Source organism: Gemmatimonadaceae bacterium, from assembly GCA_019637355.1.
Classification (GTDB): domain Bacteria; phylum Gemmatimonadota; class Gemmatimonadetes; order Gemmatimonadales; family Gemmatimonadaceae; genus Pseudogemmatithrix.
On sequence record JAHBVT010000001.1, the window covers coordinates 1420388 to 1434131 of the forward strand.

The 13744-nt window shown below is 66.9% G+C and carries 12 protein-coding genes; 9 read left to right on the forward strand and 3 right to left on the reverse strand.

Annotated elements, in window-relative coordinates; genetic code table 11:
* Nucleotides 1-6 precede the first annotated feature (6 nt).
* From KF689_06510 to KF689_06520, 3 genes are all read right to left on the reverse strand, one after another.
* Nucleotides 7-1587, reverse strand: a complete 1581-nt coding sequence (locus tag KF689_06510) for an inorganic diphosphatase (GenBank protein ID MBX3133023.1) — start codon at nucleotides 1585-1587, stop codon at nucleotides 7-9.
* A complete protein-coding gene (locus KF689_06515; GenBank protein ID MBX3133024.1) occupies nucleotides 1587-4370 on the reverse strand; it encodes a TonB-dependent receptor in 2784 nt (927 codons plus the stop codon). The genes KF689_06510 and KF689_06515 overlap by 1 nt, the downstream gene beginning before the upstream one ends.
* A 210-nt stretch (nucleotides 4371-4580) precedes the next feature.
* The gene (locus tag KF689_06520) at nucleotides 4581-5246 is read right to left on the reverse strand and encodes a hypothetical protein (GenBank protein ID MBX3133025.1); all 666 of its coding nucleotides are present in this window, start codon (nucleotides 5244-5246) and stop codon (nucleotides 4581-4583) included.
* A gap of 239 nt (nucleotides 5247-5485) precedes the next feature.
* Between KF689_06520 and ndhC the strand changes: the two genes are divergently transcribed.
* The 9 genes from ndhC (at nucleotide 5486) to KF689_06565 (ending at nucleotide 13741) form a co-directional block, all read left to right on the forward strand.
* A complete protein-coding gene (ndhC, locus tag KF689_06525) occupies nucleotides 5486-5890 on the forward strand; it encodes an NADH-quinone oxidoreductase subunit A (protein ID MBX3133026.1) in 405 nt (134 codons plus the stop codon).
* Nucleotides 5881-6510, forward strand: a complete 630-nt coding sequence (locus tag KF689_06530) for an NADH-quinone oxidoreductase subunit B (GenBank protein MBX3133027.1) — start codon at nucleotides 5881-5883, stop codon at nucleotides 6508-6510. Before ndhC ends, KF689_06530 begins: the two co-directional genes overlap by 10 nt.
* Nucleotides 6507-7217, forward strand: coding sequence for an NADH-quinone oxidoreductase subunit C (locus KF689_06535; protein MBX3133028.1), 711 nt, complete (start codon nucleotides 6507-6509; stop codon nucleotides 7215-7217). The genes KF689_06530 and KF689_06535 overlap by 4 nt, the downstream gene beginning before the upstream one ends.
* 111 nt (nucleotides 7218-7328) lie before the next feature.
* Complete coding sequence (gene nuoD, locus KF689_06540; protein MBX3133029.1) at nucleotides 7329-8528, forward strand: NADH dehydrogenase (quinone) subunit D; 1200 nt, start codon at nucleotides 7329-7331, stop codon at nucleotides 8526-8528.
* The gene (locus KF689_06545) at nucleotides 8525-9067 is read left to right on the forward strand and encodes an NAD(P)H-dependent oxidoreductase subunit E (protein ID MBX3133030.1); all 543 of its coding nucleotides are present in this window, start codon (nucleotides 8525-8527) and stop codon (nucleotides 9065-9067) included. Before nuoD ends, KF689_06545 begins: the two co-directional genes overlap by 4 nt.
* Nucleotides 9068-9116: 49 nt before the next feature.
* On the forward strand, nucleotides 9117-10433 hold the full coding sequence (gene nuoF / locus KF689_06550) for an NADH-quinone oxidoreductase subunit NuoF (GenBank protein MBX3133031.1): 1317 nt from the start codon (nucleotides 9117-9119) through the stop codon (nucleotides 10431-10433).
* Entirely contained in the window at nucleotides 10430-11989 is a 1560-nt protein-coding gene (locus KF689_06555) for a (2Fe-2S)-binding protein (protein MBX3133032.1), read from the forward strand. Before nuoF ends, KF689_06555 begins: the two co-directional genes overlap by 4 nt.
* Entirely contained in the window at nucleotides 11989-13242 is a 1254-nt protein-coding gene (gene nuoH, locus KF689_06560) for an NADH-quinone oxidoreductase subunit NuoH (protein MBX3133033.1), read from the forward strand. Before KF689_06555 ends, nuoH begins: the two co-directional genes overlap by 1 nt.
* Before the next feature lie 43 nt (nucleotides 13243-13285).
* Nucleotides 13286-13741: an NADH-quinone oxidoreductase subunit I gene (locus tag KF689_06565; protein MBX3133034.1), complete on the forward strand. Its 456-nt coding sequence runs from the start codon at nucleotides 13286-13288 to the stop codon at nucleotides 13739-13741.
* The last annotated feature ends 3 nt before the right edge of the window (nucleotides 13742-13744 follow it).

A 13744-nucleotide genomic window follows, 5' to 3' on the forward strand; every position in this document is an offset into this window, starting at 1 on the left:
GGCGCGCTACCCCGCGTCGCCGCAGCGCGCCGAGACTCCGACGGCCTCCGCGACGCCACGCCAACTGAATGCGGAGATCGTCGCGTCGAAGTGCGCGGCGAAGAACATCCCGGCCTCATATGGCCCGACCGCACGCTGCGTCAACGCGACGCCGTCGGTGGTGTTCGTCACGCGGCCGCGGAACGCCCCGACGGGCTGCAAGGTCTGACGATCGAAGAGCCAGAAGGTGTTCACCAGCGGCCCTTGGTCGGTCACGATCCAATAGCCGTCGCGCTGGCCGCAGGTCCACAGCGCGATGCCCTCGGCTTGCTGGGCCAGGAGGCCGCGGCCGAAGGTCCGCCCGGTGAAGCGGCCGTCGAGCGTGTACTCCTTCACCTCCGTCCGCCGCTCGTCCTCCTCGGCAATCATCACCCGGTCGTTGGCCGGGTCGAGGTGGATGCTCTCGGCGATCCTGATCGCGCCTGCGTCGGTGGTGTCACCGAACGTGTTGACGAGGGTGGCGGTAAGGGCACCCCCGCGCGTCGCAATGTCGTAGACGCGCACGCGTCGGTCGAGACGCGAGAGCGGCGGGACCTCGTCCTCGGGTTCCTCGTAGTTGTCTGTCACGTACACTCGGTAGACGCCCGCTCGCGGTGCATACGCGGCGAGACCGTAGGGCAACGTGAGGTCTGTGCCACCGAAGGAGCCGAGGCTGGCAAAGGACGGCAGCGCGAAGCCCTGCACGCGGTGATTGTCACGCTCGACGACCAGCAGCAGCGAATCGCCAAGCACGAGCACGCCGTTGGGACGCGCCAACTGCCCGCGGCCGGCGCCGGGTCCGCCGACGCGCCGGATGGGAGCGCCGGTGACCGCATCGTAGACGATGAGGACGTCGGTCGCCTTGGCGGACGCGATGATCCGGGGGCCATCGTCGGAGAACCAGATGGCGGGCCCATCCACGTTGTCGAGGGTGTCGATCGGCCCGACCCAGGCTTCAGCCACGATTGCGACGCTATCGCCGCCGACGCTGAGGGCGCGGGCGCTGCGCAGCGCCGTGGCGAGAATGTCCCGTGCCTCGTCGCCGTCCTCCCAGCCGTGGAGCTGCACTCGTGAGGCGGGTCCCTTGTACGCTTGAAAGAAGGCCTCGACGCGCGCGCGGAACAGCGCGGGGACGGAATCGAGCGTCGAGGCGACCGGCACGACGATGATCTTGTCGTCTTGCTGGCCCGCGTCCGTCATCCGAAGGACGCCGACGGGTCGCACGAGCACGCGGTCCCCGCTTTGGGCCGTGGAATCGCCGAACAGCAGGGCGTCGAGCGGGTCGGCGTCTCCGGCGAGGCTGCAGGGGAATGCGCCGTAAGCTGCCGGATAGGCCAGCGAATCCGGCAGGACGCGATCGACCTGCATCTGCCGCGTGACGGCGTCGAACTCGAGCTTCTCACGCCCGCCACGGGGAATCTCCACGAGCAGTATTGCTGTGGCGGGGGCATCCGCCGGCTGCTCCGCTAGACCGCAGAGCGAGGGCGGAAGCGCCGACGACCCTGCCGCCGGCGCACAGGCACCGGCGAACAGGGCCGCAACAGCCACACTCAGGATGGCTGTGCGCATCAGAAGTCGAACTTCACGCCCGTCTGCAGGCGGTAGCCGTAGAACTCGTCTTGCATCAGCCGTCCGCGCGCCCCCTGATAGAAGCGTAGGGGGCGGTTCGTCAGGTTGTTGGCTTCCAGGAAGAAGCGGGTGTTCGGCGCCACCATCCAGTTAGCGCTCAGGTCGACGTCGAGGCGGCGGTCGGCCCACCGGTCGTAGAAGGCCTCTTCATTGTAACCGCCCTCGCCGGCATCGAGCGACTCGCTCTGGTAGTTGAACGCGAGGCGCACCGAGCCCTTCGGCGGATCATAGGAGATGGAGAAGTTGCCGCTGTGCTGGGCGGTGCCCAGCAGGGGAAGCCCCGAGATGTCGCGGCCCGAGACGGTCAGCCCCTCGACCTTCGAATCGTTGAACGTGTAGTTGGCGTACAGGCCGATCCACTTCAGCGCGCCGGGTAGCATATCGAGCTGGCGCTGGACGGCCACTTCAAAGCCGAGCAGCGAGGCCGAGGCGCCGTTCTCGGGGCTTGAGATGCGCGAGAACGTGTTTCCCGTGACCGGATCGAGTGCGTTGAACTGCGTGAAGTTGAAGATGAAGTCGGTGATGTCCTTGTAGAACACACCGGCCGAGACGAGGCCGACGGACTCGAAGTAGCGCTCGGCCATCAGGTCGAGGTTCATCGACCGGGTCCGCTTGAGGTCCGGGTTGCCGGTGGCGAGTTCGTCGTCGTCGAGCGAGATCTCGCGGTACGGCACGAGGTCGAAGTAGTTCGGGCGCGCCAACGTGTTCGTCCACGCGGCTCGCACCACGGTGCGGGCATCCACGTCCCAGCGGAGGTGTACGCTCGGCAGGACGTCCGTGTAGGACTGGTCGCCGGAGGTGGGCGAGACGTCGTCCGTGTCGAGGTCGTACTCGAACCCACGGTAGTCGATTGAGGTGCCCTCATAGCGCGCACCGACGATGGCCGAGAGCCGGGGGGTGATCTGCTGCGTCAGCTGGACGTAACCGGCGGTAATCGCCTCGGTGGCGGAGAAGTTGCCGGCGGCGTACTCCGCCGGCTGGTCTTCAAATGTGAAGTTCGCCGGATTGTAGAGGTCAAGCGACGAGAGGAACTCCGGCGTGGAGAACACGCCGTAGCGGTACGCGCCGGTATAGTTCCGCGCGGTCGTGAAGTCGGCTGATCCGACGGCCGTCATATTGCCGAAGGCGGTCGACGGCACTGCGCGATCGAACGAATTGTTCCGGAGCTTCTCCTTGCCGCGGTAGCGGCCCCCAAGCTTCAGCGTCGAGTTGCCGCTGCGGAACGGCAGCGTCAGGTCAAGGCGGCCGTTGAGATCCTCGTCCTTCGTATAGCTGTCGAGGACCTCGATGCGACGGAAGGTGAAGGCCGAGGGAGCGAGCTGCGAGGGCGTGACCGGATTGAACTGCGGGTTCTGCTGGTCCGAGTAGTCCGAGGCGATGGCCACGCCGGAGCGCCGCCATTCGATGTAGCGCTCGTCAGGGCGTGTTTCGGACGCGCGGGCGATGGAGCTCGACCATTCCAGGGTGGCGAAGTCCCGCAACAGGTGAGAGCCCGAGAACTGGTGCGCCTGCGTCCGCTGATCCTCGAGACGCGCGTCGCGAAGGCGTCCGCCAGGCCCGCCGCCCTTGGTCTGCCGGCGGATTTCGGCCGTCTGCTCGCCGCCGGCGTCGGGCGCGCTGAGCACGTAGCGGGCGCGGAAGCGGTTCTCCCAGTCGTCGCGGCTGTTGTAGAGCACGCGGTACATCACGGAACTGGTGGGCGAGACGCGGTAGTCCAGGGACGTCCCGATGGACCGGCGCGTCCGGCGCACATCGTAGCGGCGCACGTCGAACTCGTTCATGTATTCGACACCGCCTGCGGTGCGGTCCCAGGTACCCTCCTTGTTGTCGGAGCCGAAGTTCTGGTCGTAGTACGATGCGCTCACGAGCACACCGAGCCGATCATCGAAGAAGCGGTTGCCGGCCACGACGGAGCCGAGGTACACCGGCTTGATGCGGATGACATTGTGGCCCGTGCCCACCTGCGTCGACAGGCGGAAGCCGGACGGTGCCGCCCGCGTCACGACGTTCACGGCGCCACCGATGGCGTCGGCGTCCATATCAGGGGTGAGTGTCTTGCTCACCTCGAGTGCCTGCACCATATCGGCCGGAATCAGGTCCAACTGCACCTCACGCACTTCGGCTTCGGCACTTGGCACGCGCTCGCCGTTGACCATCACGCTGTTAAACCTCGGCTCAGTGCCGCGGATGGAGCCGAAGCGAGCCTCACCTTGGTCGAGCGCCACCGTGACACCAGGGATGCGCTTGAGCGCATCCCCGATATTCGCGTCCGGGAAGCGACCGATCTGGTCGGCTGCGATGACGTTGGTGATGTTCGGGGCGTTGAGCTGCTGGGCAAGCGCCGCGGCCTGGCCGGTCCGCGTGTCGGTGACGACGACGGCGCCCAACGTGGTCGTCGCCGGCTGGATGCGCAACGTGAGCGTGGCGCGGCCACCGTCGGCAATCGTCACCTGCTCGGTGACCGGCGCATAGCCGAGGTAGCGCACCGAGACCGCGTGCTCGCCGGCGGGGAGGCCGATGAACTGGAAGCGCCCCGTCCGGTCCGTCAGCGTGGTACGCGAGATCGCATCGATGCGCACTGAGGCCCCAGTCACGGTGAGGCCGTTCGAGGCATCGATCACCGTGCCGGTGAGGATTCCCTGGGCGAAGGCGGGGGTGGCGGCCAGGCCGGCGGCCACGGCAAGCGTGGCGGCGAGGCCACGCAGGCGTCGGGTGACAAACATTGCACGGGTGGGATTGAAGGGTTCTGTTCCAACGCGAACCCGAGCAGCCTCACCCGCGTCTGTCACTTCGCGCGGCAGGAGCCGTCACGCCGGCGTAACGTCGCGGTGTCGAATCGACGTGTGGCGTGACCTGCTCCTGCCGCGTTTCCGCAATCGATCCTCGCCCCGCACCAGGAAGTCCCCGGTAGGCGGCATTGGAATGTCGCGGTACTAGCGCCGTCCGCCGTAGTTGAGCACAAGTCCGATCGAGAACACGGGTTCATCGAAGGCCGCGTTGATCGGGAACGCGACGGCGGGCCGAATGGCCAGCGCATCGCTCAGCACGATGCCGACGGCCGCGCCCGCGAGGATGTAGGTGTCCTGATCGTCGGTCGGCGCCAGACCACCGGTCACGCGGAACACGTCGCGCAGCACGGTCGCGGACACGGACGGCACCAGCGCCACGCGATTGCTGCGCATCAGCTCGCCGCCGATGGCGAGGCCGAGGCCGTAGCTCTGGGTGTGAAGGTCGCCACCGGTGCCGTTGTAGTCCTTGGTGGTGAGCCCGTAGCTGGCGCTCAGGAGGGGGCAGGCCTGCACGCGCCCGCTCGCGCTCACCGGCACCTGCGAGCCAAGGCGGCCGCCGAGCCGGACGTTGGCGTCGCTGCCGTCAAAGGCGTATGAACTGATCCCCAGGCCGCCGAAATACGAGTTGGACCCGCTGGTAAAGCCCGCGCCTAGCTCCTCGAAGTCGCTAGAGAACATGAACGAGCCCGCCAGCTGCAGGTGGTTGGTCGCGAAGCTGGGCGAGCCGAGGCAAGCCTGCGCGGCGGCAAGTGCCGGCATCGCAACCAGCGCGAGAAGAGCAGGGACAAGAACGCGGATCGAAGAGGACATCGTGGCCTCGAAGTAGGTGTGAGTCGGTGCTGGCGGTGCTACACGGAGTGCTTCGCAAAGGTTCACGCGACGCCCTAGGGCAATTCAATCGCGACGAGTGCATTCGGGATTGCACTTCCAAGTGCAATCATCGCTTGCGGTTGCAGTTGCGAGCGGCACAACGCGCCGATAGCTTCCCACCCGAAAGTATTAGGCTCGTGAAATAATTCACGAATAGCGCCCGACTCCCATCCCCCCGTATGGAACGGACGTACCTTCCAGTCCTGCTCTTGCTCGGATTCGTCGCCGCCAACGCGGTGCTGATCCTGGGCATTTCGCACTACCTGACCCGCCATCGGCCGACGCCGGTGAAGCAGGAGCCGTACGAGTCGGGTATGCCGGTGCTCGGCGACGCCCGCGAGCGCTTCTCGGTGAAGTTCTATATGGTCGCGATGCTGTTCATCGTCTTCGACGTGGAGACGGTGCTGCTCGTGCCCTGGGCGGCCTACTACCAGCAACTCTCCTGCAAGGTGCCGCTGGCGAACGGCGTCTGCGCGCCTGAGCAGGTGACCTTCTATGGCCTCGGCGTGATGCTGGTCTTCCTGACCGTGCTGGTCGCCGGGTTCATCTATGAATGGAAGAAGGGAGCGATGCAATGGGATTGACGACGCGTCCTGACCCGTCCACGGCCGTCTCGTGGAATCCGCAGGCCCAGGAAGGGTGGATCACCACGCGCCTGGACTTCCTCGTGAACTGGGGCCGGGCCAACTCACTGTGGCCGATGCCCTTCGGGACGGCCTGCTGCGCGATCGAGTTTATGGCCACGGCGGCCTCGCACTTCGACCTCGCGCGCTTCGGGATGGAGCGGATGAGCTTCTCGCCCCGCCAGAGCGACGTGCTGATCTGCGCTGGGCGCGTGCCGTTCAAGCTGGCGCCGGTCATCCGCCGCATCTATCAACAGATGCACCAGCCCAAGTGGGTGATCTCGATGGGCGCCTGCGCCTCCTCGGGCGGAATGTTCGACTCCTACGCCGTGGTGCAGGGCATCGACACGATCATCCCGGTGGACGTGTACGTGCCGGGCTGCCCGCCGCGTCCGGAAGGCCTGATCTACGGCATTATGATGCTGCAGAAGAAGGTGATGCAGGAGCGGATGAGCAACGCGGCGCTGCGCGACGAGCTGATCGTCGACCCTACCTCGCAGCTGTACATCCCGCCCGACCGCATCGACGAGCTGTCCGAGCCCTTCGGCAACTCGGTGCACCAGACCCGGTCGGCGCCGTGAGCAAGCACTCCGCCCCCACGTTCTCCATCGTGCACCCCGGCACGCCCGGGGACCAGCCGACGACGCCGACGAACATCCCGCACCGCGGCGGCGCGATGAACCCCAGCGTGGACGCGCTGCGCGCCCGTTTCGGCACGGCCATCGGCCGCGCCGAGGTCGTCTGGGGCGACACCACCGTGTATGTGGAGCGCAGCAAGGTCGGCGAGGTCGCCGCGTGGCTGCAGGGCGATCCCGACCAGAGCTACGAGATGCTGGTGGACGTGACCGCCGTCGAGTACCGCGATGCGGTGCGCCCGATCGAGGTTGTCTGGCACCTGCGCTCGCTGAAGTTCCGCCGCTTCCTGCGCCTCAAGGCCGAGCTCCCCAAGGACGGCAAGACGCCGTTGGCCGTGCCGAGCGTGTGGCCGGTGTGGAAGGGCGCCGATTGGTTGGAGCGCGAGTGCTACGACATGTTCGGCATCCGCTTCGAGGGTCATCCGGACCTGCGCCGCATCCTGATGTGGGAGCAGTACAAGGAAGGCTATCCGCTGCGGAAGGACTTCCCGATGCGCGGGCGCTTCTCGCGCTCCGAGCAGCTGAAGCAGGCGCTGGCGGCGAATCCCGAAGCGCGCTACTCGATGGAAGAGCTCTCGATCGCCGATGCCTTCGAAGACCTGCCGCGTGATATGCGCCAGCGACTCGGCGGCGGCGAGAAGACTGGGGAATAGACGCCAATGGCCACGATGACCGATAAGCGCACCATCGAGGTAGCGCTCTCCACCACGGGGCTGGGTCCCGACGGCAAGCCGCAGCGCATCCCGCTGGGCGCCGAGGGCCTGATGACCCCGCACGCCGCCGTCGAACCGGAGTTCGAAGGCGAGCATATGCTCATCAACATCGGGCCGCAGCACCCGGCGACGCACGGGGTGCTGCGCCTGGTGCTCGAGCTCGACGGCGAGACCGTCGTCCGCTGCATCCCGCACGTCGGGTACCTGCACTGCGGCTTCGAGAAGATCGGGGAGTACCGCCAGTACAACCAGATCATCCCGTGGACCGACCGCGAGGACTACCTCAACTCGATGGGCAACAACGTCGCGTTCGCCTTGGGCGCGGAGCGGCTGTTCGGCATCGAGATCACCGAGCGCTGCCGTGTGCTGCGCGTGATCGCGATGGAGCTGTCGCGCATCATCTCGCACCTAGTGTGGCTGGGCACGACCTGCATCGACATCGGCGCGTTCACGCCGTTCCTGTGGAGCTTCCAGGAGCGCGAGAACGTCTACAACCTGCTCGAGCGCTGGACCGGTGCGCGCCTGACGACCAGCGGCGCGCGCGTGGGCGGGATGATCGCCGACGTGCCGGAGGGCTGGACGGACCAGTTGCGGCACTTCATCGACACCTTCCCCAAGACGCTCGACCAGGTCGAGCGGATGCTGAACAAGAACGCCATCTGGGTGGGCCGCACGGTGGGCCTGGGCGTGATGACGCCGCAGGAGGCGCTGAACTACGGCCTGACGGGGCCGATGCTGCGCGCCAGCGGCGTGGCCTACGACGTGCGCAAGGACTTCCCGTACCTCGGCTACGAGACCTACGATTTCGACGTGCCGGTGGGCACCAACGGCGACGTGTACGACCGCTTCCTCGTGCGGCAGGAAGAGCTGCGGCAGTCGCTGCGCATCCTCGACCAGGCGCTCAAGCGCCTGCCGGACGGCCCGGTGGACGTGGATGACCCGCGCGTCATCCTGCCGCCGAAGTCCAAGGCGACGAGCCAGATGGAATCGATGATCCATCACTTCAAGCTGGTGATGGAAGGCCCGCGGCCGCCGATCGGCGAGGTGTATATGCCGATCGAGAGCCCCAAGGGCGAGAAGGGCTACTACTTCGTGTCCGACGGCACGGCCAAGCCGGTGCGCTGGCGCATCCGCCCGCCCAGCTACGTGAACCTGTCGGCGATCCCGAAGATGGTCGAGGGCCACCTGCTCTCCGACGTCATCGCGATCAACGCTTCGATCGACATCGTGATGGGAGAGATTGACCGGTGAGCCACGGACCTTCGGCGCCCAGCGCCGCCCCCCACGGGCATCACGCGCACGAACCGTACGTGCCGGTCTTCACGCCGGGCTCGGCGCGCAAGAAGGAGCTCGACGACCTGATGACGCGCTATCCGGACAAGCGGGCCTGCCTGCTGCCGGGCCTCTGGATGATCCAGCAGGAGCGCGGCTGGATCAGCGAAGACGCGATGCGCGAGATCGGCGAGCAGCTCGGCTGCACCGCCGCGTACGTGAAGGGCGTCGTGACGTTCTACACGATGTACCACCAGCATCCGGTGGGGCAGCACTTCATCCAGGTCTGCACCACGTCGCCCTGCCTCTGCGCCGGCGCCGACAAGGTCGTGGAGGCCTTCCTCGAGCACACCGGCTGCAAGGAGCTCGGCCTCACGAGCCCCGACGGCAAGTACACGGTCATCGAGGTCGAGTGCCTCGGCGCCTGCGGCTTCGCCACGCCGGTGCAGATCAACGAGGATTACGTCGAAAACGTGACGCCCGAGAAGGTTCCGGAGATTCTCGGAGGCCTGAAGTGATGCAGTCCGCATCCGTCATCCGTCATCCGTCCACGCTCGGGTCGCGCTAATGGGTTACCCGCACAAGAGCCATCCCAGAGAGACTCCGGTCCTCTCCAAGCATTTCGGCAACCCCGAGGCCCGCAAGCTCGAGACCTGGAAGTCGTTCGGCGGCTACAAGGCGCTGCAGCAGGCCTTGGGGATGGATCCGGTCGCCATCCAGAACGTCGTGAAGGATTCCGGCCTGCGCGGTCGCGGTGGCGCCGGATTCCCGACCGGGCTCAAGTGGTCGTTTATGAAGCTCGGCGACGGCAAGCCGCATTATCTGGCCTGCAACGCCGACGAATCCGAGCCGGGCACGTTCAAGGACCGTGAGATTATGCGGTGGACGCCGCACGCGCTGATCGAGGGCTGCGCCATCGGCGCCTACGCCATCGGCGCCGAGACGGCCTACATCTACGTGCGCGGCGAGTTCACCGAACCCATCAAGCGGCTCGAGGATGCGCTCGCCGAGGCGCGGGCCGCCGGCATCATCGGCAAGAACGCGATGGGCAGCGGTAAGACGATCGACGTCTGGGTGCATCGCGGCGCCGGCGCGTACATCTGCGGCGAAGAGACCGCCCTGATGAACTCGCTCGAAGGCAAGCGCGGCAATCCGCGCATCAAGCCGCCGTTCCCGGCGGTGAGCGGCCTGTTCGGGATGCCGACGACGATCAACAACGTCGAGACGCTGGCCGCGGTGCCGCACATCCTCAACAACGGCGCCGAGTGGTACAAGGCGATGTGCCTGTCGTCGCCCAAGAGCACCGGCAGCAAGCTGTTCTCCGTCTGCGGCAATGTCAGCAAGCCGGGCAACTACGAAGTCGTGATGGGATTCCCGTTCAAGGAGTTCCTGTACGACCTCTGCGGCGGCCCCCTGCCGGGACGCAAGTTCAAGGCGATCATCCCCGGCGGTTCGTCGGTGCCGGTGATCAACCTCGAGGAAGCCGAGTCGGTGAAGATGGACTACGAGGGCTTCCTCGAAGTCGGCACGATGCTGGGTTCCGGCGGCGTGATCATCTTCGACGACGCGCAGTCGATGCCGCTGCAGCTGGCCCGCCTCTCGCGCTTCTACGCGCACGAGAGCTGCGCCCAATGCACGCAGTGCCGCGAAGGCACCGCGTGGATGACCAAGATCCTCGAGCGCATCGTGGCCGGCAACGGCACCTTCGAGGATCTCGACACGATCTTCGACCTGGCCGAGAATATGACCGGCAAGACGATCTGCGTGCTGTCGGATTCCTGCGCGGCTCCCGTGACCAGCGGCATCAATCGCTTCCGCGGCGAGTTCGAGGCGCTGATCAAGGGCAAGCGCTCGTCCACCGTCGCGGTGGGGGCGGGCCGATGAGCCAGACGGTGAACCTGACGATCGAGGGGCGCCAGATCAGCGTCCCGGCCGGCACGAGCATTCTCGAAGCGGCCAAGGCCGCCGGCGTGCTCGTCCCGCATTACTGCTACCACCCGGGTCTGCCGGTGGCCGGCGTCTGCCGGATGTGCCTCGTCGAAGTGGAGAAGATGCCGAAGCTGGCACCCTCCTGCGCGACGGCGGTGGCGGAAGGGCAGGTGGTGCACGTGTACTCCGAGAAGGCGCTCGAGGCGCGCAAGGGCGTGCTCGAGCTGCTGCTCATCAACCATCCGCTCGACTGCCCGATCTGCGACCAGGCCGGGGAGTGCGAGCTGCAGGACTACACCTTCCAGGAAGGCCGCGCCGACTCGCGATACCACGAGCCGAAGCGCTTCAACCCGGTCGAGGACTTCGGCGGCGACGTCCTGTACGTCACCAACCGCTGCATCCTCTGCACGCGCTGCGTCCGCTTTATGGAGGACGTGCACCAGGAGCCGGTGCTCAACGTCTCCGAGCGCGGGGACCGCGCCGTCATCGGCAAGGCGACGGACGCCGACCTCACGCAGCCCTGGGCAGCGAACGTGATCGACCTCTGCCCGGTCGGTGCACTGGTCTCAAAGGACTTCCTCAACAAGGCACGGGCCTGGGAGCTGGACCGCACGGCCTCCGTCTGCACGGGCTGCTCGCAGGGCTGCAACAGCATCCTCGAGACCCGCGACAACGTCGTCGTCCGGATGAAGCCGCGCTCCAACGAGGCGGTGAACCACTTCTACCTCTGCGACGAAGGTCGCCTCGGCTACCGCGGGTTCAACCGCGCAGACCGCATTGAGGCGCCGAAGATCAAGCTGCACGACGTGCTCTCGCCGGTGGACTGGGAGATCGCCTACGCCGAGGCCGTCAAGGCGCTCAGCGGCAAGCGCGCGTACGTCGTCGCCAGCCCGACGCTGAGCAACGAGGCGCTGTTCCTCCTGAAGCAGCTCGTCAAGAAGACGGGCGGGCAGGGCGTGTTCCGTTGCGCCACCGGCCCCGAGGCGCCGCTGCCGGGCGTGAGCGACCTCTCGCTGCGCGCTGACCGCGCGCCCAACGTGCAGGGCGCCGAGCTGCTCGGCTTCGTCCGTCAGGACGCAGACGTGCTCGCGGGCCTCAAGGACGGTGACGTGCTCGTGCTGGCCGGTGAGGAGCTCGAGGGCGTGGACGCGGCGAAGGCCGCCAAGGCCAGCGCCATCGTCGTGATCGGCACGGCGCTGCCGCTGCACATCCCGACGCCGTCGGTGGTGCTGCCGATCGCCAACGCGGCCGAGGAAGAAGGCACCTTCACCAACCTGCGCGGCCGCGTGCAGCGCTTCCTGCAGGCCAAGGCCGCACCGGGCCTCGCCCGGCCGAGCTGGTTCGCCCTGGCCGACCTCAACAACGCGATCGGCGTGACCAACGAACACCTGCTGCCGGGCAGCGTCTTTGCGGCGCTGGCGGCGGCCGAGCCGGCCTACGCCGGCCTGAGCTACGAGACGCTGGGCCTGATGGGAGCGCCGGTGGCCGGCGCCACGACAGGGGCGGCCTGATGGACCAGAGTCAGCTCCCCCTGGGCTTCTGGCCCTTCGTCGTCTTCACCATCCTGAAGATGCTCGGCATCTTCACGCTCTATATGGTCGGCGTGGCGTACACGACGCTGGCCGAGCGCAAGATCTCGGCGTGGATCCAGGACCGTCACGGTCCCAACCGCGTCGGGCCCTGGGGCCTGTTCCAGGTGCTGGCCGACGGCGTGAAGAACATTATGAAGGAAGAGACGATGCCGGGCGGCGTGAACAAGCCGATCTTCATCCTGGCACCAGCCATCGCCTTCGTGCCCGCGCTGATCGCGTGGGCGGTGATTCCCTTCGGCGCGCCGATCCCGACGCCCTGGGGCGCCGTGGACCAGGTAGTGGCGGACCTGCCGATCGGCTTCCTGTTCACGCTCGGCATCGCCTCGCTCGGCGTGTATGGCATCGTGCTCGCCGGCTGGGCCTCCAACAACAAGTACGCGCTGCTCGGCGGCCTCCGCGCCTCGGCGCAGATGGTGAGCTACGAGATCACGATGGGGATGGCCGTGATCTGCGTGCTGCTGGTCAGCGGCAACGTCTCGCTCAATGCCATCGTCGCGCAGCAGCAGGGAATGGGCTGGAACGTGATGGTGCTGACGGTGGCGGGCTTCCTCTTCCTCGTGTCGGCGTTCGCGGAGACCAACCGCGTGCCCTTCGATATGCCCGAGGCGGAGTCGGAACTCATCGCCGGCTACCACAGCGAATACAGCGCGATGAAGTTCTCGATGTTCCCGATCTCCGAGTACGCCAATATGGTCACGACCAGCGCGATGCTCGTGACGCTGTTCTTCGGCGGCTGGGACATCCCGTTCACGGATTGGGATTCGACCGGCCCGTACACCGTGGCCAAGGGCGTGGCCACGTTCGCGATGTTCGCCGCGAAGGTGATCTTCTTCGTCTTCTTCTACATCTGGATCCGCTGGACGCTGCCGCGCTTCCGCTACGACCAGCTGATGTCGCTGGGCTGGAAGGTGATGCTGCCGATCGCGCTGGTGTACCTGACTGTGATCTCGGCGGCGATGCTGGCGCTGGACAAGGCCGGCCTCGGCCGCGGCGCGACCTTCGGCTACGCGATGGGCGCGCTCAACCTCGTCTGCGTCGTGGTGCTGTTCCTGGTGCTCGACCGCGGACGCCTGGTGAGCCCGGCCAGCGCCCGCCTGAGCCCTGACGATGTGGCCCGCCTGCGCCGCCGCGCCCCCGCGCGCGCGACGCTGACCCCTGAGGAGATCCGCTGAGATGGCCATCAACGTGAAGGTGATGGAGCGTCCCGTGAGCGAGGTGAGCTATGTGCGCGCCACGCTCTCCGGCCTCGGCCTGACGCTCAAGCACCTCGTCAATCCGCATAAGGTGACGGTGCAGTATCCCGACCAGCGCTGGGACATCTCCCCGCGCTGGCGCGGCACGCACCGGATGCTCACGACCGAGGACGGCAAGGCCAAGTGCGTGGCCTGCGGCCTCTGCCCGACCGTCTGCCCGTCCAATTGCATCAAGCTCGTGCCCGGCGAGGACGAGGCGGGGAACCGCTACCCGCTGGTGTTCGAGATTGACGAGTTCCGCTGCATCTTCTGCGGCTACTGCCAGGAGGTCTGCCCGGAAGAGGCGATCCATATGGGCCGCCACTACGAGAACGCCGAGTACTCGCGCGACGGCTTCGTCTACGACCTCGAGCGCCTGACCGCGCAGACGCATCCGGTCAGCGAGCTCTGGGACCCCGCCGACCCGCGGGGGGAGTGACGG